16 protein-coding genes, 1 tRNA gene and 1 riboswitch are annotated in these 19,741 nt (G+C 71.1%); of the genes, 5 read left to right on the forward strand and 12 right to left on the reverse strand.

The window, feature by feature from the left end:
- Positions 1-111: 111 nt before the first annotated feature.
- Positions 112-1,329 (forward strand): acetyl-CoA C-acetyltransferase, encoded by a 1,218-nt coding sequence (locus ACGFT1_RS21245; RefSeq protein ID WP_373910505.1) that lies wholly within the window; start codon positions 112-114, stop codon positions 1,327-1,329.
- 292 nt (positions 1,330-1,621) lie between these two features.
- A complete protein-coding gene (locus tag ACGFT1_RS21250; RefSeq protein WP_373910747.1) occupies positions 1,622-2,404 on the forward strand; it encodes a hypothetical protein in 783 nt (260 codons plus the stop codon).
- 7 nt (positions 2,405-2,411) lie between these two features.
- Here the strand turns inward: ACGFT1_RS21250 and ACGFT1_RS21255 are convergent, their stop codons facing one another.
- The gene (locus ACGFT1_RS21255; protein WP_373910506.1) at positions 2,412-2,723 is read right to left on the reverse strand and encodes a hypothetical protein; all 312 of its coding nucleotides are present in this window, start codon (positions 2,721-2,723) and stop codon (positions 2,412-2,414) included.
- A gap of 99 nt (positions 2,724-2,822) precedes the next feature.
- Between ACGFT1_RS21255 and ACGFT1_RS21260 the strand changes: the two genes are divergently transcribed.
- Positions 2,823-3,053 (forward strand): DUF4287 domain-containing protein, encoded by a 231-nt coding sequence (locus ACGFT1_RS21260; protein ID WP_356817497.1) that lies wholly within the window; start codon positions 2,823-2,825, stop codon positions 3,051-3,053.
- A 78-nt stretch (positions 3,054-3,131) separates the two neighbouring features.
- Here ACGFT1_RS21260 and ACGFT1_RS21265 read toward each other — a convergent pair whose 3' ends face one another.
- Together ACGFT1_RS21265 and ACGFT1_RS21270 are read right to left on the reverse strand one after the other, a co-directional pair.
- Positions 3,132-3,995, reverse strand: a complete 864-nt coding sequence (locus tag ACGFT1_RS21265; RefSeq protein WP_373910507.1) for a Bax inhibitor-1/YccA family protein — start codon at positions 3,993-3,995, stop codon at positions 3,132-3,134.
- A 360-nt stretch (positions 3,996-4,355) separates the two neighbouring features.
- A tRNA-Leu gene (locus tag ACGFT1_RS21270) sits at positions 4,356-4,439 on the reverse strand.
- Positions 4,440-4,854: 415 nt separating this feature from the next.
- Between ACGFT1_RS21270 and ACGFT1_RS21275 the strand changes: the two genes are divergently transcribed.
- Entirely contained in the window at positions 4,855-5,655 is an 801-nt protein-coding gene (locus tag ACGFT1_RS21275) for an ABC transporter ATP-binding protein (protein ID WP_373910508.1), read from the forward strand.
- Positions 5,655-8,183 (forward strand): ABC transporter permease, encoded by a 2,529-nt coding sequence (locus ACGFT1_RS21280; RefSeq protein WP_373910509.1) that lies wholly within the window; start codon positions 5,655-5,657, stop codon positions 8,181-8,183. The genes ACGFT1_RS21275 and ACGFT1_RS21280 overlap by 1 nt, the downstream gene beginning before the upstream one ends.
- Positions 8,184-8,236: 53 nt before the next feature.
- On the opposite strand, the gene ACGFT1_RS21285 is transcribed toward ACGFT1_RS21280, so the two are convergent.
- The 9 genes from ACGFT1_RS21285 to ACGFT1_RS21325 form a co-directional block, all read right to left on the reverse strand.
- Positions 8,237-9,538, reverse strand: a complete 1,302-nt coding sequence (locus ACGFT1_RS21285) for a class I SAM-dependent methyltransferase (protein ID WP_373910510.1) — start codon at positions 9,536-9,538, stop codon at positions 8,237-8,239.
- 743 nt (positions 9,539-10,281) lie between these two features.
- Complete coding sequence (locus ACGFT1_RS21290; protein WP_373910511.1) at positions 10,282-11,661, reverse strand: NAD(P)/FAD-dependent oxidoreductase; 1,380 nt, start codon at positions 11,659-11,661, stop codon at positions 10,282-10,284.
- A 444-nt stretch (positions 11,662-12,105) separates the two neighbouring features.
- Positions 12,106-13,074 (reverse strand): exopolyphosphatase, encoded by a 969-nt coding sequence (locus ACGFT1_RS21295; protein WP_373910512.1) that lies wholly within the window; start codon positions 13,072-13,074, stop codon positions 12,106-12,108.
- Positions 13,071-13,607: a DUF501 domain-containing protein gene (locus ACGFT1_RS21300; RefSeq protein WP_361986859.1), complete on the reverse strand. Its 537-nt coding sequence runs from the start codon at positions 13,605-13,607 to the stop codon at positions 13,071-13,073. The genes ACGFT1_RS21295 and ACGFT1_RS21300 overlap by 4 nt, the downstream gene beginning before the upstream one ends.
- Before the next feature lie 50 nt (positions 13,608-13,657).
- Positions 13,658-14,134 (reverse strand): septum formation initiator family protein, encoded by a 477-nt coding sequence (locus tag ACGFT1_RS21305; RefSeq protein ID WP_373910513.1) that lies wholly within the window; start codon positions 14,132-14,134, stop codon positions 13,658-13,660.
- A gap of 189 nt (positions 14,135-14,323) precedes the next feature.
- Complete coding sequence (eno, locus tag ACGFT1_RS21310) at positions 14,324-15,613, reverse strand: phosphopyruvate hydratase (protein ID WP_373910514.1); 1,290 nt, start codon at positions 15,611-15,613, stop codon at positions 14,324-14,326.
- 337 nt (positions 15,614-15,950) lie between these two features.
- Positions 15,951-16,688 carry a transglycosylase family protein gene (locus ACGFT1_RS21315; protein WP_373910515.1) on the reverse strand — a complete coding sequence of 246 codons (738 nt, stop codon included), beginning with the start codon at positions 16,686-16,688 and terminating at the stop codon, positions 15,951-15,953.
- Positions 16,689-16,692: 4 nt separating this feature from the next.
- Positions 16,693-16,872: riboswitch (cyclic di-AMP (ydaO/yuaA leader) on the reverse strand.
- A gap of 182 nt (positions 16,873-17,054) precedes the next feature.
- Positions 17,055-18,143 (reverse strand): transglycosylase family protein, encoded by a 1,089-nt coding sequence (locus ACGFT1_RS21320; RefSeq protein ID WP_373910516.1) that lies wholly within the window; start codon positions 18,141-18,143, stop codon positions 17,055-17,057.
- A gap of 119 nt (positions 18,144-18,262) precedes the next feature.
- A complete protein-coding gene (locus tag ACGFT1_RS21325) occupies positions 18,263-19,576 on the reverse strand; it encodes a cytochrome P450 (RefSeq protein ID WP_373910517.1) in 1,314 nt (437 codons plus the stop codon).
- Positions 19,577-19,741 lie beyond the last annotated feature (165 nt).

Here is a 19,741-nt window from a genome sequence, read left to right on the forward strand (position 1 = left end):
GCGCTTAGACAATTGCGGTCAGTGTCACACCGCCACAACGGTGACCCGGGCCATACGGACAGGTAACTTCCCAACCGGCCCTGCCCGATCCCCAGTCCCACTGGAGCCGTGATGCCCGAAGCCGTCATCGTCTCGACCGCCCGCTCCCCCATCGGCCGCGCGAACAAGGGCTCCCTGAAGGACCTGCGCCCCGACGACCTGACCGCCACGATCATCCAGGCGGCACTCGCCAAGGTCCCCGAGCTGAACCCCGAGGACATCGACGACCTGATGCTCGGCTGCGGCCTCCCCGGCGGCGAGCAGGGCCACAACCTCGGCCGGATCGTCGCCGTGCAGATGGGCATGGACCACCTGCCGGGCTGTACGGTCACCCGCTACTGCTCCTCCTCCCTCCAGACCTCCCGCATGGCGCTGCACGCCATCAAGGCCGGCGAGGGGGACGTCTTCATCTCGGCCGGCGTCGAGACGGTCTCCCGCTACGTCCACGGCAGCTCCGACATGCCGGGCACCCACAACCCGCTGTTCGCCGAGGCGGAGGCCCGTACCGCCGAGGTCGCCCAGCAGGAGGGCAGCACCTGGCACGACCCGCGCGAGGACGGCCTGCTGCCCGACCCTTACATCGCGATGGGCCAGACCGCCGAGAACCTGGCCCGCGCCAAGGGCATCAGCCGCCAGGAGATGGACGAGTTCGGCGTCCGCTCGCAGAACCTCGCCGAGGAAGCCGTCAAGAACGGTTTCTGGGAGCGCGAGATCACCCCGGTCACCCTCCCCGACGGCACGGTCGTCAGCAAGGACGACGGTCCGCGCGCGGGCGTCACCCTGGAGGGCGTGTCGGGCCTCAAGCCGGTGTTCCGCCCCGACGGCCTGGTCACCGCCGCCAACTGCTGCCCCCTCAACGACGGCGCCGCCGCGCTCGTCATCATGTCCGACACCAAGGCGCGCGAGCTGGGCCTGACCCCGCTCGCCCGGATCGTGTCCACCGGTGTCTCCGGCCTCTCCCCCGAGATCATGGGCCTCGGCCCGGTCGAGGCGAGCCGGCAGGCACTGCGGCGCGCCGGTCTCACCATCGACGACATCGACCTGGTCGAGATCAACGAGGCCTTCGCCGCCCAGGTGATCCCCTCCTACCAGGACCTCGGCATCGACCTCGACAAGCTGAACGTCAACGGCGGCGCCATCGCCGTCGGCCACCCCTTCGGCATGACCGGCGCCCGCATCACCGGCACGCTCATCAACTCCCTGCAGTGGCACGACAAGCAGTTCGGCCTGGAGACGATGTGCGTCGGCGGCGGCCAGGGCATGGCGATGGTCATCGAGCGCCTCAGCTGACACACCGTCCGTGACGGGATGCGCACGTCCCGTCGCGCAAGGGCCCAGAACCGAGGAAACGCCAAGGTTCTGGGCCTTTCCGTGATCCAATCTCCCCCAGGATGTGACCTATCTCGCTCACCGGGGCCATCGCCCCAGGTCAGAGCGGGCCGGCCGAGTGGACCCCCACATCACACAACCAAGTTCCTGTCCGATTCGTGACGTTACGCACTGACAGCTGGATAGTCCGCCCTTCAAGCTGATGTAGGAAGTCGGGGGACGAGTCTGAACCGGGAGTACGTCAGTGAGCGCCATGCCGATCGCCCTGCTGCTCACCACGGCCGCCACGGGCGCCGTGGGCGTCGCCGTCCTGCGCACCGTGCTGAAGCTGCGCCGCCAGCTCACGGAGCTCCAGCGGCAGCTGGCCGGGAACCAGACGGCCGGCGCGCGCGCCGTGCTGCCGAACGCCCGCGCCGGCGCCGACACCGACCAGATACGCGCGGCGGTGGCCGAGGCGCTCGCCGAGGAGCGGGAGCGGGAGCTGGCCGAGGCGCGTGCCTTCTGGGCGGCGCAGGAGACCCGTGACGTCTCCGACGCCCCCTCGCTGCTGGGCCTGCCCGAGATGGATCTGTTCCTGCCCCGGCAGGCCGACTTCCTCGGCCTGGAGCCGCTGGAGCCGGTGTCCGAGCCGACCGTGGACGCCGACGAGTTCGGCGGGGAGTCCCCGGAGCTGGCCGCGGCCCGCCGCCGCCACCCCTCGCACCCCGACTTCGTCCCCGTGCAGTCCCCGGCGGTGAACGACCACGAGCGCACGGTGACCGCCCTGGAGCAGCTGGCCGCCGACCGCGTGGCCCTGTCGGACGTCCGCCCCGGCCCGCTCGGCACGCTGGACGTCTACGTCTTCGCCGACGGCACCACCCTGTGCATGACCCCGGGCCACCGCGAGACGGCCGAACGCCTGGCGGCGGCCCTGGAAGCGGGCGAGGCCCCGTACCTCCTGGGCGGCTCCGGCATCTCCGGCGCCTACACCCTGACGTTCGCGTGCGGCGACGACATGCTCTACATCCTGGCCGACCGGGTCATCGCCTCCTTCTGACGCCGGCTCAGACCCCGGCCCGCTGCCGGGCCTCCTCCACCAGCCGCACCGCCTCGGCGACCTGCTCGTCGCTCTCCACCACGACCGCCAGGTCGTGCGCGGCCACGAGGATCTGGTCGGCGGCGGCGAACATCCCCGCATCGGGCATCTCCCGGGCCTCGGTGCCCGGCTCCTCCAGCTGCTGGGCCCGGCGGGACAGCTCCCGGGCAGCGGCCAGCGCCTCGGCGGCGGCCCCTCGTTGCAGCCGGCTCTGCGGAGCGGCCCGCAAGCGGTCGGCGAAGTGATCCACTGCTCGGCTCAACGGCGTCGTATCAACCACCCGCCGAGCGTAACGCGCCGCACTGTTGCCAATACGCGGACGCTCAGGCACGGTGACGGGAAGGACCGGCTCACATCCCCTTTGCCCTCGGAGGCGCCGATGTCCCATGTCTTGTCCGAAGAGACCCACCGCAACATACTCGCCCGCATTCCGCACTGCACCGGCCGCGAGGTCTCCGACTGGCTGCGCACCGTCGAAGAAGGCCCCGCCCTGTTCCGCTTCGAGGAGAAGGTGAGCTGGCTCCGGCACGAGTACGACCTCGCGTACGGCCACGCGAAGGCGCTCGTGCACGAGTACGACCTCCGCAGGGCGGCCCGCAAGCTGCTCTAGCCGGCGCCGCCGCACCGGCGGCGACGACGAAGGGCCCCGGAACGCGTCCGGAGCCCTTCGCGTACGGCCGTCGGGCCGCTAGTCGTTGCTGCTGAAGATCGCCACCAGCCGCAGCATCTCCACGTAGATCCACACCAGGGTCATGGTGAGACCGAACGCGGCGAGCCAGGACTCGTTGCGCGGAGCGCCGTAGGCGATGCCGTCCTCGATCTGCTTGAAGTCGAGGGTCAGGAAGAACGCGCCGAGCAGGATCGCGAAGATGCCGACGATCGCGCCGAGCGGGCCGAAGCTGCGCAGGCCGCCGTCGGCGGCGACACCGAACGCCACCAGCAGCAGGTTGACCGCCATGACCACCATGAAGGCGATCGCGATGGCGATACCGACGCGGGCGTAGCGGGCGGTGACGCGGATCCAGCCGGCCTTGTAGACCAGCAGGGTCGCGCCCGACACCGCCATGGTGCCGAGCACCGCCTGGAAGGGAGCCCCGCTCCAGCGGCTGTTGTACATCTCGCTGATGACGCCGAGGAACACGCCCTCGAACGCGGCGTACCCGAGGATCAGCGCGGGCGACGGGGTGCGCTTGAAGCTCTGGACCATGGCCAGGACGAACGCGATCAGCGCGGCGCCGACGGCCAGGCCGTAGCTGGTGCCGGAGACCGGCAGCAGCGCCCAGGCGAGGACGGCGCCCACGGCGACCGTGCCGAGCGTGAGAGCCGAGCGGACGACGACGTCGTCCATGGTCATCCGGTCGGTGGTGACCGGGGCCTGCGGCGGGGCGCCGTTCTGGACGTCGGTCTGCGCGTACGGGTTCTGCGCGTACGGGTTGCCCTGTGCATAGGGGTTGCCCTGCGCGTACCCGGCCTGCGGTGCGGTGTTGAAGCCGGCGTAGCCGTTGTCGCGGCTGAACCCCCGTCGCGAGAAGACCGGGTTGCTGCTCCTCATTTCACTCCTCCATGGCTGCCGTGCGCAGCCTTGGCTCAAGAGTAATGGATTGGCAAAGGATCGACCATGATACTTGAGGAGGATCTTTCCCCTGCCGTGCTGACCCACACGCTACGCGCAGGACCGGTTCCCGGCCACGGACGATGGTCTTTCCTGACGAAACCGCCGCCTGATCGAAAGGAGGAGCGCACGGGCGCGACCGCCTTCCGGGTGATGGGGCCGGGGGCCGCGCGGGGCCGAACGCTCCGTAAGGGCTGTGAGTCCCGAGCGGCGGCACATGCTCGGCGGGGCGGCCAGGGCGGAGACAGGAAAACGGCCCCGTAGGGCCGTTCCCGTGGTCGGGCCGTGCTTGACGGAAGGTGCCCGGAGCCGGACTTGAACCGGCACGCCCGCGAAGGGGCAGCGAGGTTTAAGCTCGCCGTGTCTGCTTTCCACCATCCGGGCAGGCCATGGGCTCCGCTTCGAGGATCCGAGCCTATCGGCACCCATCCCCCGGACAGCGGAGTGTCGGACCGATGTTGTCTTATTTTATTGGCGCCTGAGGGAGCATCAGCCCAAGGAATGCGCCGTCCGCACGTGCCAACAGCCTGACGTGGCACCGGTGCGCCCGTACGCGGAATGACGGAATTTCACCGTACGAACGAGGGCGGCCCACCTGTTCTCGACAACCGGGTGGCGGTCCGGCACGGCCGGCCCGCCTCTCGGGGTCGGCAGTCCTCCCCAGGTATGACACCGCGGCCTCCTGTCCGCCCCGAGTCGCCCTCCGGAACCGGATCAGCGACTGACTACACGCCCGCTCCGCGCCGGGACGATGGACAGGTCCCCTCCACAGACGTCGTCCCGACAGGAGCACCGCCCCGTGACCACCACCCCCACCGCCGGCCGGACCACAGCCGTGGCCGCACGCGCCACGGAGCTGTCCAAGATCTACGGGCAGGGTGAGACCCGTGTCGTCGCCCTGGACCAGGTCTCCGTCGACTTCCGGCAGGCCGAGTTCACCGCGATCATGGGCCCGTCCGGCTCGGGCAAGTCCACGCTGATGCACTGCGTGGCGGGTCTGGACACCTTCTCCTCGGGGTCGGTGCGCATCGGGGACACCGAACTGGGCTCCCTGAAGGACAAGCAACTCACCAAGTTGCGCCGGGACAAGATCGGCTTCATCTTCCAGGCGTTCAACCTGCTGCCCACGCTGACCGCCCTGGAGAACATCACGCTCCCGATGGACATCGCCGGGCGGAAACCGGACAAGGCGTGGCTGGAGCGGGTCATCCGGATGGTCGGGCTGTCCGACCGGCTGAGCCACCGGCCGTCCCAGCTCTCCGGCGGCCAGCAGCAGCGGGTGGCCGTCGCCCGGGCCCTCGCCTCCCGGCCCGAGATCATCTTCGGGGACGAGCCGACCGGGAACCTGGACTCGCGCGCCGGTGCCGAGGTTCTCGGCTTCCTGCGCAACTCCGTGCGCGAGCTGGGCCAGACGGTGGTCATGGTGACCCACGACCCGGTGGCCGCCGCGTACGCCGACCGCGTGATCTTCCTGGCCGACGGGCGGATCGTGGACGAGATGCACGGCCCCACCGCCGACAGCGTGCTGGACCTCATGCGCAGCTTCCCCGGGGGCGGCGCCCAGCCCGCCGAGTCCGACGCGAAGGGCCGTACCCGCTGATGTTCCGCACCGCCCTGCGCAACGTCCTCGCGCACAAGGCCCGGCTGCTGATGACCGTGCTCGCCGTCCTGCTCGGCGTGGCGTTCGTGTCCGGGACGCTGGTCTTCACCGACACCATCTCCGACGCCTATCAGAAGAGTTCCGCCAAGGGCTTCGACCAGGTCGACGTCGCCGTACGGCCCGAGTACCAGGACTCCAAGGGCGACAAGGTCGGCCGGACCCCCCAGCTGACCGAGGCCCTGCTCGACAAGGCGGCCCACGTCCACGGGGCCGCCTCCGCCACCGGTGTCGTCAGCGGATTCACCGCCCTCGCCGGCAAGGACGGCAAGCTCGTCGGCGGCGACTGGCAGTCCGCCGGCGGCAACTACCGGGGCACCGGAGATCCCCGCTATCCGCTGGTCAGTGGCCGGGCGCCGCATGGAAAGGGCGAGGTGCTGATCGACTCCGCGACCGCGAAGCGGACCGGTTACACGGTCGGCGACCGGGTGCGCCTGTCCGTCGACGGCCCGGTCCTCACCCCGGTCGTCAGCGGCGTCTTCACCACCGACGACGGCAACGTGGCCGCCGGCGGCAGCCTCGTCCTGTTCGACACCCCGACCGCGCAGGCGCTGTTCGGCAAGAAGGGGACGTACGACGAGATCGACGTGCGGGCCGCGGCCGGCACGAGCCAGCGGGCGCTCAAGGCCACGCTGGACCGGGCCCTGCCCGCGCACCTGGTGGAGACCACGACGGGCCGGCAACTCGCCGACGACCAGGCCCGGGCCATCTCCGCGTCGATGAGCGGCCTGCGGCAGACGCTGCTGGTGTTCGCCGGCATCGCCCTGTTCGTCGGCACGTTCATCATCGCCAACACCTTCACCATGCTGGTCGCCCAGCGCACCCGGGAACTGGCCCTGATGCGGGCGGTCGGCGCCTCCCGCCGCCAGGTCACCCGCTCGGTGCTGGCCGAGGCGTTCGCGGTGGGCGCGGTCGCCGGTGTCGCCGGTCTGGCCGCCGGTGTCGGCATAGGCGCGGGCCTGCGCGCGCTGCTCGGCTCCTTCGGCGCCAGCGTGCCCGACGGGCCGCTGGTGGTCGGCCCCGGCACGGTGGTGGCCGCTCTCGCGGTCGGCGTCCTCGTCACCATGCTGGCCGCCTGGCTGCCCGGCCGCCGGGCCGCGAAGATCCCCCCGGTGGCCGCGATGAACAGCGTGCACGCCAAGGCCGCCACCAAGTCACTGGTGCTGCGCAACACGCTGGGCGCGCTGTGTGCCGGAGCCGGTGTCGCGGTGGTCCTCGCGGCCACCTCGATGGACGCGGACGCGGCACAGGGACCGATGGGTGCGGGTGCCGTCCTGCTGATCGTCGGCGTGTTCGTCCTGACCCCGCTGCTGTCGCGCCCGCTGATCGCGGCCGCCGCCCCGGTCCTGCGCGTCTTCGGGGTGGCGGGCAAGCTGGCCCGCCAGAACTCGGTGCGCAACCCGCGCCGCACCGCCGCCACCGCCTCCGCGCTGATGATCGGCCTGACCCTGATCACCGGCATGACGGTGATGGCGGGCAGCCTCCAGACCTCGATCGACAAGATGGCCGGCGCGGCGATCCGCGCGGACTACGTCGTCTCGATGGCCGACCACGGCCCGCTCTCCCCCGACGTGGCGCGCAGGCTGGCCGCCGCCGACGGGGTCACCGCCAGCAGCCCGCTGCGCGACGGCGAGTCCCGCGTCGACGGCGCCACGGAGTTCCTGACCGGCGTCGACGGCGCGGACATCGGCAGGCTCACCGACCTGAAGGTGACCGACGGTTCCTTCAGCGTGGGCGGTACGCGGGTCGTCGTGGACGCGGACGCGGCCGATGTCCACGGATGGCGGGCCGGTTCCCGGTTCACCGCGCACTTCGAGGACGGTGGGACGCGGCGGCTGACGGTCGCCGGGGTCTACGAGGGCAATGACCTGTTCAGCGGGATCATCCTGGACAACAAGATCCTCACCCCGCACCTGGCCGACCCGGCCGACATGAAGGTCATGGTCAAGACCGCGGACGGTGCGTCCGGCGCGGCCAAGGACCGGCTGGAGAAGATCCTCGGCTCCAACCCGGCGATCAAGGTGCAGGACAAGCAGGACATCTCGGATGAGACCGCGCAGATGTTCACGCTCATGCTGAACATGGTCTACGGCCTGCTCGCCATGGCGGTGATCGTCGCCGTGCTCGGCGTCGTCAACACGCTGGCCATGTCGGTCTTCGAGCGGGCGCAGGAGATCGGCATGCTCCGCGCGATCGGTCTGGACCGCAAGGCGGTGAAGCGGATGGTCCGCCTGGAGTCCCTGGTGATCTCCCTGTTCGGCGGGGTGCTGGGCATCGGGCTGGGCGTGTTCTTCGGCTGGGCGGCCGGCGAGCTGCTGGGCACGAAGATGCCGACGTACGAACTGGTGCTGCCCTGGGGCCGGCTGGCGGTGTTCCTGCTGCTGGCGGGGGTGGTCGGCGTGCTGGCCGCCCTGTGGCCGGCACGCCGGGCGGCCCGGCTGAACATGCTGGCGGCCATCAAGGCCGAGTGACCGCACGGCGAAGGGCCCCGCCCCGCGGTGGCGGGGCGGGGCCCGTCACCGTGTCAGGTGTTCCAGGTGCGGGTGCGCAGCGGGAGTCCCGAGGCGCCGGTCTCGGGGGTGCGGACGGCCAGGACCTGGTTGACGCCGATGCGGTTGCGTTCGAAGGCGAGCGCGCAGGCGGCCATGTACAGCTGCCAGACGCGCGCCCGGCCGAAGCCGGTGAGTCCCACCGCCCCATCCCAGCCGGCCTCCAGGTTGGCGACCCACTGGCGCAGGGTGCGGGCGTAGTGCTCGCGGATGGACTCCACGTCCCTGACCTCGAAGCCGGCCCGCTCCAGCTGGGTGACGGTGGTGCCGACCGGGGCGAGTTCGCCGTCGGGGAAGACGTAGGCGTCGATGAATGGGTCCGGCCGGTACGTCGACTCGTCCCCCTGCGGGCGGCGGGCGATCTGGTGGTTGAGCAGCCGTCCGCCGGGCCTCAGCAGCGCGTACAGCCGGCGCGCGTACTCCAGGTACCGTTCGGCGCCGACGTGTTCGGCCATGCCGATGGAGGAGATCGCGTCGAAGGGGCCGTCCGTGACGTCCCGGTAGTCCTGGACCCGGATCTCCACCCGGTCGGTCAGTCCCTCGTCGGCGACGCGTTTACGGGCGTACGCCGCCTGTTCCTGCGACAGGGTGACCCCGACGACGCTCACCCCGTGCTCACGGGCCGCGTGCACGGCCATGGAGCCCCAGCCGCAGCCGACGTCCAGCAGCCGCTGACCCGCCGTCAGCCCGAGTTTCGCCGAGACCAGTTCGAGCTTGTCGCGCTGGGCGGACTCCAGGGTGGCGCCGCTGCCGTCGGCCTCCCAGTACGCGCAGGAGTACACCATCGAGGGGCCGAGGACCAGCTCGTAGAAGTCGTTGCCGACGTCGTAGTGGTGGCTGATGGCGCGGCGGTCGGTGCGCCGGGTGTGCAGGCCCCGGCGCGGTCTGCGGACCTCCTCGCGCGGCGGGGCGGGCGGGACGGGCGGACCGGCCAGCCTCAGCAGGTCACGGGCGGCGGCCCGGACGGCGGGGTCGCGTACGGCCTCGGCCAGGCCACGAGCGTCCTCCCCGCGCTCCCAGACGAGGCCCGCAATCGCACCGAGCGCGGTGTACAGGTCGCCCTCGATGTCCAGGTCACCGGACACATAGGCGCGGGCGAGGCCCAGTTCGCCCGGTTTGAACAGCATGCGGCGCAGGGCGCGGCGGTTGCGGATCACCAGCGCCGGGGCGTCCGGCGGCCCGGCCTGCGAGCCGTCCCAGGCTCGTACCCGTAGGGGGAGCGGGGCTCCCAGCATCTGCTCGGCAAGACTCGTCAGCCGCGACGCGGCGTCGGCCATGGCGCACACCTCCGTGAGGGGAATCGGCCCGTACCGTCTGCATCCGTTCCTGGCAAACCATCGCGCACATCGCCGTCATTCCCCTTCGTGCGCCCGCGCCGACACGCGGGGCCGGTGGAGTGCGGGCGCCGGACGGTCACCGGTCAAGTCCCGAGTTCTCCCGGCATGACCCGGGGCGCGGGGCGCGCCGCAATGGATGCACGGCCCCCGCCCATCTCGCAGACCAGGAAGTGCGGCCCCATGACCCGTCCCGCCACGTACCGGCGCCTCGCCCTGCTCGCCGCCTCCACCGCGGTGATCACCGCGGGCGCGCTGCTGCCCACCAGGGCCTCAGGAAGGCCGGGGCGGTGACACGGCATCCTCGGGCGGTGACACGGCACCGTCCGGCCGTGGCACGGCGCCGCCGTCCGGCGACGGCACCCGGTCCACCTGACCGCACGGCGCCCGGTCCGACGGCGCCTGCGCCACCAGGGGCACCGCGGCGGCGGGGTGACGGCGGCGGACCAGGGGGCGGACGGCGGGCCGGAGGGCGGTCCCGGAGGCGGTTGGATGCTCACCTGCGTCGTGCACCACCCGGTGCGCTCACCGGCATGGCGGCAAGCCCGGGGATCACCTGACTGACGGGGAGAACCGTCTGCCCGGCCGCCCGGGCACGCCGAACAGGTTGCCCGGGCACGCCGAAGGGGCCGCCCGCACCACGGATGGCAGGCGGCCCCTACGGGTCGTACGGGGTGATCCCGAGGTCAGGAGGCCTTGGCCTTCTCCTCGGTCTTGGCGGCGGCGACCGGCGCCGGTTTGGCGGCCTCGTAGAACTCCTCGCGCGGGTTCTCCATGGCGCCCAGGGAGACGACCTCGCGCTTGAGGAACATGCCGAGGGTCCAGTCGGCGAAGACGCGGATCTTGCGGTTCCAGGTCGGCATCGCCAGGCCGTGGTAGCCACGGTGCATGTACCAGGCGAGGCGGCCCTTGAGCTTGATCTTCATCTTGCCCATGACGATCATCGCCACGCCCTTGTGCAGGCCGAGACCGGCGACCGCACCCTTGTTGGCGTGCTCGTACTCCTTCTGCGGGAAGCCCCGCATACCGGAGATCACGTTGTCGCCGAGGACGCGGGCCTGGCGCAGCGCGTGCTGGGCGTTCGGCGGGCACCAGGCGTTCTCGTTGCCCGCCTTGCGGCCGACGAGGTCCGGGACCTGGGCGTTGTCGCCGGCGGCCCAGATGTAGTCGGTGCCCTTGACCTGGAGCGTGGGCTCGCAGTCGACGTGGCCGCGGGGGCCGAGGGGCAGGCCGAAGCGGGCGAGGGCCGGGTTCGGCTTGACGCCGGCGGTCCACACGATGGTGTTGGAGTCGACCTCGAGGCCGTTCTTCAGCACGACGTGGCCGTCGACGCAGGAGTCCATCGAGGTGGAGAGGTAGATCTCCACGCCGCGGCTCTCCAGGTGCTCCTTGCCGTACTGGCCGAGCTTGGGACCGACCTCGGGGAGGATCTTGTCGGCGGCGTCGACGAGGACGAAGCGCATGTCCTCGCGCGACACGTTCTTGTAGTACTTGGCCGCGTCCCGGGCCATGTCCTCGACCTCGCCGATGGTCTCCGCGCCGGCGAAGCCGCCGCCGATGAAGACGAAGGTGAGCGCCTTGCGGCGGATCTCCTCGTCGTCGGTGGAGTCGGCCTTGTCCAGCTGCTCCAGGACGTGGTTGCGCAGGCCGATGGACTCCTCGATGCCCTTCATGCCGATGCCCTGCTCGGCGAGGCCGGGGATCGGGAAGGTGCGGGAGACCGCGCCCATGGCGATGACCAGGTAGTCGAAGGGCAGCTCGTACGCCTCGCCCACCAGCGGGGCGATCGTGGCGACCTTGCGGTCCTGGTCGATGGTGGTGACCCGGCCGGTGAGGACCTCCGCCTTCGGCAGCACGCGTCGCAGCGGGACGACGACGTGCCGAGGGGAGATGCTGCCGGCGGCGGCTTCGGGGAGGAAGGGCTGGTAGGTCATGTACGACCGGGGGTCGACGACCGTGACGGTCGCCTCGCCGTAGCGCATCTTCTTGAGAATGCGCCGAGCTGCGTACAGGCCTACGTACCCACCGCCTACTACGAGGATCCTGGGACGCTCCGTGGTGCTCATGCCATCGAGTATCCACCCGCTGATGGGGGGTCGCTCGTGCGCCCCTTCACAAGGTCTGACGGGGCCTGTGTTAAACTCCGCGGCCCGCGTGACGCAGGTCATGCGGGGGCGGGGGAACCGCAGGGCCCCCGGTGCCGTTGTCAATGCCGCGTGAGCTGCCTCTCCGGCACGGCACGGCGGTCGTGAGGGCCGCGCGACACCACCGGAACACACTCCTCCAGGGCATCCGCGCGCTCATCGTCTGAACATGTTCAAACGCCCCTTGGGGCCCCGGAAGGGCCTATGGGTCCCTGTCTGGGATCCGACGTGAGGGAATTCCTTGTGAAGAACTTCACGAACCTTTTCGCGCGGCTACGGCGGAGGGCCCCTCGCGGGGCCCTCGAAGCCGCTCAAACGTTATCCAGCCTGCTCAGCAGATGGCTACCGTTCGGTAATAAAAGAGAGCTACGCCACCGACCACGCGATGCCGTCGAGGATGTCGTGTTCGCTCACCACGACCTCCTCGGCGCCCGTCCGCTCCATGATCGCGAGCAGGACGAGGGCGCCCGCGCCGATGACGTCGACCCGGCCCGGGTGCATGGACGGGATCGCGGCGCGATCGGCGTGCGTGGCGTGCAGCAGCCGGTCGGTGATCCGACGGACGCGGTCGCGGGAGACGCGGGAGTGGTGGATGCGCGCGGAGTCGTACGCGGGCAGCTCCTGGGCGATCGCGGACACCGTGGTGACCGAGCCGGCGAGGCCCACCAGGGTGCGCGCCTCGCGCAGCGGGACCGTCTGCTCCGCGAGGTCCAGGGCGGCCTCGATGTCGGCCCTCATGGCGGCGATCTGCCTCTCGGTGGGCGGGTCGGCCACCTGGCCGTCGTGCACGAGGTGCCGCTCCGTCATCCGCACGCAGCCGACGTCCACGGACCGTGCCGCGCGTACGCGGTCGTCGCCGACGACGAACTCGGTGGAGCCGCCGCCGATGTCCACCACCAGGTAGGGCCGGGCCAGGTCGTCGCGGCCCCGCAGTTCCCGCGTCGCTCCCGTGAAGGAGAACTCGGCCTCCTGGTCACCGGTGATGACCTCCGGCTCGACCCCGAGGATGTCCACGACACCCCGGACGAAGTCGGCCCGGTTCTCGGCGTCCCGGGAGGCGGAGGTGGCGACGAAACGGACGCGCTCGGCGCCGTGCTCCTTGATGACGTCCGCGTACTCGCGGCAGGCGGCGAAGGTGCGCTCCAGCGCCTCGGGGGCGAGCCGGCCGGTGCGGTCGACCCCCTGGCCGAGCCGCACGATCGTCATACGGCGGTCCAGTTCGACCAGTTCGGCCGCCGGGCCCGTGCCGAGGGCGCCGTCGGCGTCCCCGTCGGCGTCGGCCACCAGCAGGCGGATGGAGTTGGTGCCGCAGTCGATGGCGGCGACGCGGGTCACTTCGCGTCCTCCTCGGTGTCGTCGAGTGTCACGCAGGCGCCCTTGCGCCACCACTCCGGCAGCATCGCCAGGGCCTCGTCGCCGAGCGGGTTCACGCCCGGGCCGGCGGCCAGGGAGTGGGCGACGAGCACGTGCAGGCACTTGACCCGGTCCGGCATGCCGCCCGCGCTCGGGAAGCCCTGGAGGACCTCGATCTCGTCGCGGCGCCGGATGTAGTCCTCGTGCGCGGCCCGGTAGGCGGCGGCCAGTTCGGGGTCGCGCTGGAGCCGCTCGGTCATCTCCTTCATGACGCCGTTCGCCTCCAGCGTGCCGATGACGGAGGACGCCTTCGGGCACGTGAGGTAGTACAGCGTCGGGAAGGGGGTGCCGTCGGGCAGGCGCGGTGCCGTCTCCACGACGTCCGGCTGACCGCAGGGGCAGCGGTGCGCGATGGCCCTCAGGCCCCGGGGCGGGCGGCCCAGCTGCTGCTTGAAGGCCTCGACGTCCGCGTCGGTGGGCTCGGTGCGCGGAGTGGGCGGCGGAGGGGTTTCCATGACTGCTTTCAGGGTGGCTTTCTCGTCGTTGTGCCGGCTCTGACGCCGGCTCACTGGTCGGAGGCGTCGGACTTGTCGACACCGTCCCAGACATTCGCGTACCAGGGCCGGTGGGCGGCCCGGAGGTCGGCGCGGGACTGCTTGGCCGCGCCCGGGTCGATGACGACGAACCCGGTCTCGCCGGGCATCACATAGTGCAGGCGACGGCGGATCTGCTGCTCGGCGTAGGCGTCGTCCTGCCAGCGGGCCTTGAGATCGCGCAACTGTTCCACGCGCTCGCGGGCCTGGCGCTGCTGCCGCTGGACGTCGGCGATCTCCGCGCGCTGGGAGACGTACTGCCGCATCGGATAGGCGAGGGCGACGACCAGCGAGCACAGCACGAGCGCGAGCAGCGCCGCGCGTCCGGTGAGCCGGGAGCGGCGGGCCTGCCGTTTCGTCTGGGAGCGGTAGACCCGGGCCGCCGTCTGCTCGCCGAGCAGCCGCAGCCTGGTCGCGGTGGAGAACCGGTCGCGGTCCTTCACGGCCATTGTTTCCCGCCTCCCGTCACACGCGCGTACGTCCCCGGACACGGTACGGGACCGGGTACGGGGACGTACGTACGACTGGCTAGGACACAGCCCGGGCCGGCTCAGTCCTTGCTGTGCTCACTGGTGGGCGGAACGCCGCGCTCACTGGTTCGCGGAGCGCTGTGCCTACTGGTTCGCAGAGCGCTGTACTTACTGGTTCGCGGAACGAAACCGGGGGAAGGCCGAGCGGCCCGCGTACACCGCGGCGTCGTCGAGGATCTCCTCGATGCGCAGCAGCTGGTTGTACTTGGCGACGCGCTCGGAACGGGCCGGGGCGCCGGTCTTGATCTGGCCGCAGTTGGTGGCGACGGCCAGGTCTGCGATGGTGACGTCCTCCGTCTCGCCGGAGCGGTGGGACATCATGCACTTGTAGCCGCTGCGCTGGGCGAGCTCGACGGCGTCGAGGGTCTCGGTCAGCGAGCCGATCTGGTTCACCTTGACCAGCAGGGCGTTGGCGGCGCCGTCCTCGATGCCCCGGGCGAGGCGCTCGGGGTTGGTGACGAACAGGTCGTCGCCGACGAGCTGGACCTTGTCGCCGAGCTGGTCGGTGATAGTCTTCCAGCCCTCCCAGTCGTCCTCGAACAGCGGGTCCTCGATGGAGACCAGCGGGTACGCCTCGACCAGCTCGGCGTAGTACTCGGTCATCTCCTGGGCGGAGCGGGACTTGCCCTCGAAGGCGTACGAGCCGTCCTTGTAGAACTCTGAGGCGGCGACGTCGAGGGCCAGGGCGATCTGCTCGCCGGGGGTGTAGCCGGCCTCCCTGATCGCCTCGAGGATGAGGTCGAGAGCCTCGCGGTTGGAGCCGAGGTTCGGGGCGAAGCCGCCCTCGTCGCCGAGGCCGGTGGACAGGCCCTTGCTCTTCAGGACCTTCTTCAGCGTGTGGTAGACCTCGGTGCCCCAGCGCAGGGCCTCGGAGAAGGACTCCGCGCCGATCGGGGCGATCATGAACTCCTGGATGTCCACGTTGGAGTCGGCGTGCGAGCCGCCGTTCAGGATGTTCATCATCGGCACCGGCAGCAGGTGCGCGTTCGGGCCGCCCAGGTAGCGGAAGAGCGGCAGGTCGCTGGCCTCGGAGGCGGCGTGGGCGACCGCGAGCGAGACGCCGAGGATGGCGTTGGCGCCGAGGGAGCCCTTGTTGTCGGTGGCGTCCAGGTCGAACATGGCCTGGTCGATCAGGCGCTGCTCGGTGGCGTCGTAGCCCACCAGCTCCGGGCCGATCTGCTCGATCACGGCGAGGACGGCCTTCTCGACGCCCTTGCCCTGGTAGCGGTTCGGGTCACCGTCGCGCAGCTCGATGGCCTCGAAGGCGCCGGTCGAGGCGCCGGACGGAACGGCGGCACGACCCGTGCTGCCGTCGTCGAGGCCGACCTCGACCTCGACCGTGGGGTTGCCTCGGGAGTCCAGGATTTCCCGGGCTACGACGACGTCGATGGACGGCACGAGCATCTCCTTCTTGGATGTGACGCTGGAAGTGCGGGGCTGGGTGCCTTACGGCTGTGCCTTGCGACTAGAGCCTAACCGTCCCGGGGCCGTCGGCCACCGACCGACCGTCCCGTGGACAAGGCGACCGTACCTTTTGTTCGTTGCCGAAACAAAGGGCTCCGGCGAAAAGAGGCCGGCACGGAGGAGAAGGTCGGCGGGCAGAAAAAAGCCCCGCCTCGGTGCGTACGGGGGAACACGCACCGGGGCGGGGAGCCCGCGGGGACGGGGGCCCCTCACGGGCCCAGGTATGCGGGCCGGGCGTGAGGGGGCTGTGGCTCCGCACGGAGCCGGGGGGTCACTTCAGGTGCAGCTGCTGGCCCGGGTAGATGAGGTTGGCGTCCTGGACGATGTCCTTGTTCAGCTCGAACAGCTTCGCCCAGCCGCCCCGCACGTGCTGCGCGGTGGCGATGGAGCTGAGGGTGTCGCCGGTGACGACCTTGTACTCGCCGTCGCCCTTCTTGACCGTCTTGCCGGTCGGGGTGGTGACGGTCTTGCTCTTGTTCTGGCTCTGGCTCGGGGCCTGGCTCGGGGCCTGGCTCGGGGTCTGGCTCGCGGACGCGGCCGGGCGCTCGGCGGAGCGGGACGCGGTCTGCTGGTCGGTGGAGCGGGTGGTGGTGCCGGCCGAGTCCGAGGTGGTGCTCGGGGCGGAGCCACTGGAGGACGCGCCCGACAGGCCCGTGCCGCAGACCGGCCAGGCGCCCTTGCCCTGCGCGGCCAGGACCTTCTCGGCGACGGCGATCTGCTGCGCCTTGCCGGCCTGGTCGGCGGTGGCGGCGTACTGCGTGCCGCCGTACGCGGCCCAGGTGGAGGCGGAGAACTGAAGGCCGCCGTAGTAGCCGTTGCCGGTGTTGATGGCCCAGTTGCCGCCGGACTCGCACTGGGCGACGGCGTCCCACTCGGAGGTGGTGGCGGCGGAGGCGGTGCCGGTCGCCATCAGCGGGGCGGCGACGGCGGCGCCGGTGACACCGGCGAGCGTGATGGCACGAACGGCCTTGGACGGACGACGGTGCTTGCCCTTGGCGGAAAACAGCATGAATCTATCCCCTCACCGACGCCTGCGAGGTGAGCTGTCGGGTTCGGGCCGGTTGAGTTGCCCGGCCGTACCTCTCGCTGTCACGCGAGGTACGGCTTCACCCCCAGCCGGTGCCAGCCTCTTCGACTGCTGGTCCCGGCACTTACCTTGGGTCCCCCGCTCCTGCCTGCGGCGCTTGACGCGACGACTGTTCCCGGGCAACCGCTGGCAGGATTCGGCGTTGCGACTGCCGGGGCTCGTGGTGACGAGCGATCTCGACCGTAGACACGTGATCGCCGGAATTTCAAAGACGATCAGGGCTTCTGAGACTCATCCCACACTTTCGCCAAAACGGACATCAAGCGCTAAATGAGGCGTCAACTCTCGCTATTCCGCGTCCGTTTCATCCCCGACTTCTAGGGTCTGACCGGCACTGATGTGGTTCGGGTCGGTGCCGATGGCCTTCTTGTTGCCGGCGTAGAGCGCGCGCCATCCGCCGTCGACGTCAAGGGAGTCGGCGATGGAGGCCAGGGTGTCGCCCTCGTGGACGATGTAGGAGTCCGGCTCCCGGGAGGCGTGCCGGCCGGCCAGTGCGGGGCTTTGACCGTTTGTCACGGTTTCATCCGCACTCGCGCCGCGGTGGCGCCCGCCGGCGTCCAGGCTGCCGGTGTCGACCAGGCTCCAAGAACCGGCGGCCTGCTGGGGATTGTCCGATTTACCGGCATCGGGGGTCGCCGTGGCCGGGCTGCCGCCACCCTGCGGGGTCCCGGCGTCCGACGGAGTGGACTTGTCGGACTTGGGAGTCCTCGTCCCGGCGGCCTTGCCGGCGTCCTTGCCCGGCTTCGCGGCCGGCGTGGTGGCCGGGCCCGAGGAGGACCCGGCGCCGGTGCCGGAACCGGCGTCCGAGCCGGCACCGGTGGAGGACGGCGAATCAGGCGAGCCGGACGTGCCGGAGGTATCGGAAGTACCGGAACTGCCGGATGTACCGGTCGATCCCGGCGAGCCGGTGGAGTCCGAGGTGCCGGTCGAACCCCCGGCGTCACCGGTGCCGCCGGTGTCACCGGAACCGCCGACGCCGGTGTCGACGTCCACGGAGCCCGAGTTCGAGGTCAGCCCGGACAGCAGGGCGCAGGTGGCCCACGGAGTGGTGCCCTTGGCGGCGAGGATCTTCTCGGCGACGGCGATCTGCTGGGAGCGGCTGGCCTGGTCGGCGCTGGCCGCGTACTGGCTGCCGCCGTACTTGGCCCAGTCGTCCTGCGAGATCTGGAGGCCGCCGAAATACCCGTTGCCGGTGTCCGCGCTCCAGGAGCCGCCGCTCTCGCATTCGGCCACCTTGTCCCACGTGGTGCCGTCGGCCGCGTGGGCGCTCGCGGCCCCGAGGAGCGGAATGGCGATGGCGGAACCGGTCACGCCGGCCGCGACGAGGAGGGCCGGAGCCTGACGGGGGCGACGGTGTCGGCCGTTCCCGGAGAGCATGCAGAAGCCTTTCGAGCGACAGCAGGACCGGCGGCGAACGGTGCCCGCCGCGCTGAGGGGTGAACGTATCGGCAGACGATCACTTGTCACAAGTTAATGCCGCACAGATCACGTGAAGATCACAAGGTTGAACGTCTGTCATTTCCCGTGAGGCGGTGGGCCTCAGGCGGGGGTGTGAACTCCACCGGCAGGGTGCGCAGGCCGCGCATGATGAGCCCGCCGCGCCAGCGCAGCTCGGCCGGGTCCGCGGCGAGACGCAGGTCGGGCAGGCGGCTGAGCAGGGTGGCGAGCGCGGTCTGGCCCTCCAGCCGGGCGAGCGGTGCGCCGAGGCAGTAGTGGATGCCGTGGCCGTAGCCGAGGTGCTGGTTGTCGCGACGGGCGAGGTCGAGCACGTCCGGGCCGGCGAACCGCTCCGGGTCCCGGTCGGCCGCGGCCAGGACGACGAGCACCGGATCGCCCGGCGCGATGTCCTGCCCGCCGATGGTGAGCGGCTCGGTGGCGAACCGCCAGGTGGCCAGCTCCACCGGGCCGTCGTAGCGCAGCAGTTCCTCCACGCCGCTCTCCAGCAGATCCTGTTCCCCGCGCGCCAGGGACTCCTGGAGCCGCAGGCGCTGCTCGGGGTGGGTGAGCAGGGCGTAGGTGCCGTTGCCGATGAGGTTGACCGTCGTCTCGAAGCCGGCGAACAGCAGGATGAAGGCCATCGCGGCGGCCTCGTTCTCGGTGAGGTGCTCGCCGTGGTCGGAGGCGCGGATCAGGCCGGAGATCAGGTCCTCGCCGGGCGCCGGTTCGGCGGGCAGGGCAGCACGCTTGCGGTGGATCAGCTCGGCGAGATAGCCGCGCATCTTCTTCACCGACCGGGCGACCCCGCCCCGGGGACCGCCGCCGTGCCGGATCATCATGCCGGCCCAGTCCCGGAAGTCGTCCTGGTCCTCGCGCGGGACGCCGAGCAGGTCGCAGATGGCGTAGATGGGCAGCGGGAAGGCGAACTCGTGGATGAGGTCGGCGGATCCCGATGCCGCGAACCGGTCGATGAGGTCGTCGGCCAGCTGCTGCACCCGGGGCGCGAACTCGGCGACCCGGCGCGGGGTGAACGCCTTGCTGACCAGCCTGCGCAACCTGGTGTGATCCGGCGGGTCGATGTTCAGCAGATGCGTCATCAGTTCGGCCTTGCGCTCGCCGGGGATGCCGGTCTTGCCCCTGGCGTGCGCGGGCTCGTCGTGATGCGCCGGGTTCTTGCTCAGCCGCTGGTCGGCCAGGGCCTGCCGGGCGTCGGCGTACCGGGTGACGAGCCAGGCCTCCACCCCGCTCGGCAACCGCGTGCGGTGCACGGGGGCGTGCTCGCGCAGCCAGGCGTAGGCGGGGTAGGGGTCGGTGGCGAACTCCCACGTGAAGAGGGCGGGCGCCGGGCCGTCGGGGCGGAGCTGGTCGGTCACTCCCCGACGGTATCCGCCTCGCCGGGCAACGCGCGGCGGGGTGACACGGCAAGCGCTTGCAGCATGCCCTCCGGCTCCCCGGCGGCCGCCCTGCTCCCCTACTCCCCTATTCCCCTGTTCTCCCCTGCTGCCCCGTTCGCGGCTGGCCGATGCGGCAGCGGGACC

This window comes from Streptomyces sp. Y20 (assembly GCF_043195475.1).
GTDB lineage: Bacteria > Actinomycetota > Actinomycetes > Streptomycetales > Streptomycetaceae > Streptomyces.

Bases quoted from the DNA above. Each gene is read 5' to 3' on its own strand.
- ACGFT1_RS21315 (WP_373910515.1), bottom strand. From the start codon at position 16,688: ATGCTGTTTTCCGCCAAGGGCAAGCACCGTCGTCCGTCCAAGGCCGTT.
- ACGFT1_RS21320 (WP_373910516.1), bottom strand. From the start codon at position 18,143: ATGCTCTCCGGGAACGGCCGACACCGTCGCCCCCGTCAGGCTCCGGCC.
- ACGFT1_RS21305 (WP_373910513.1), bottom strand. From the start codon at position 14,134: ATGGCCGTGAAGGACCGCGACCGGTTCTCCACCGCGACCAGGCTGCGG.
- ACGFT1_RS21265 (WP_373910507.1), bottom strand. From the start codon at position 3,995: ATGAGGAGCAGCAACCCGGTCTTCTCGCGACGGGGGTTCAGCCGCGAC.
- ACGFT1_RS21300 (WP_361986859.1), bottom strand. From the start codon at position 13,607: ATGGAAACCCCTCCGCCGCCCACTCCGCGCACCGAGCCCACCGACGCG.
- ACGFT1_RS21280 (WP_373910509.1), top strand. From the start codon at position 5,655: ATGTTCCGCACCGCCCTGCGCAACGTCCTCGCGCACAAGGCCCGGCTG.
- ACGFT1_RS21285 (WP_373910510.1), bottom strand. From the start codon at position 9,538: ATGGCCGACGCCGCGTCGCGGCTGACGAGTCTTGCCGAGCAGATGCTG.
- ACGFT1_RS21245 (WP_373910505.1), top strand. From the start codon at position 112: ATGCCCGAAGCCGTCATCGTCTCGACCGCCCGCTCCCCCATCGGCCGC.
- ACGFT1_RS21260 (WP_356817497.1), top strand. From the start codon at position 2,823: ATGTCCCATGTCTTGTCCGAAGAGACCCACCGCAACATACTCGCCCGC.
- ACGFT1_RS21250 (WP_373910747.1), top strand. From the start codon at position 1,622: ATGCCGATCGCCCTGCTGCTCACCACGGCCGCCACGGGCGCCGTGGGC.
- ACGFT1_RS21290 (WP_373910511.1), bottom strand. From the start codon at position 11,661: ATGAGCACCACGGAGCGTCCCAGGATCCTCGTAGTAGGCGGTGGGTAC.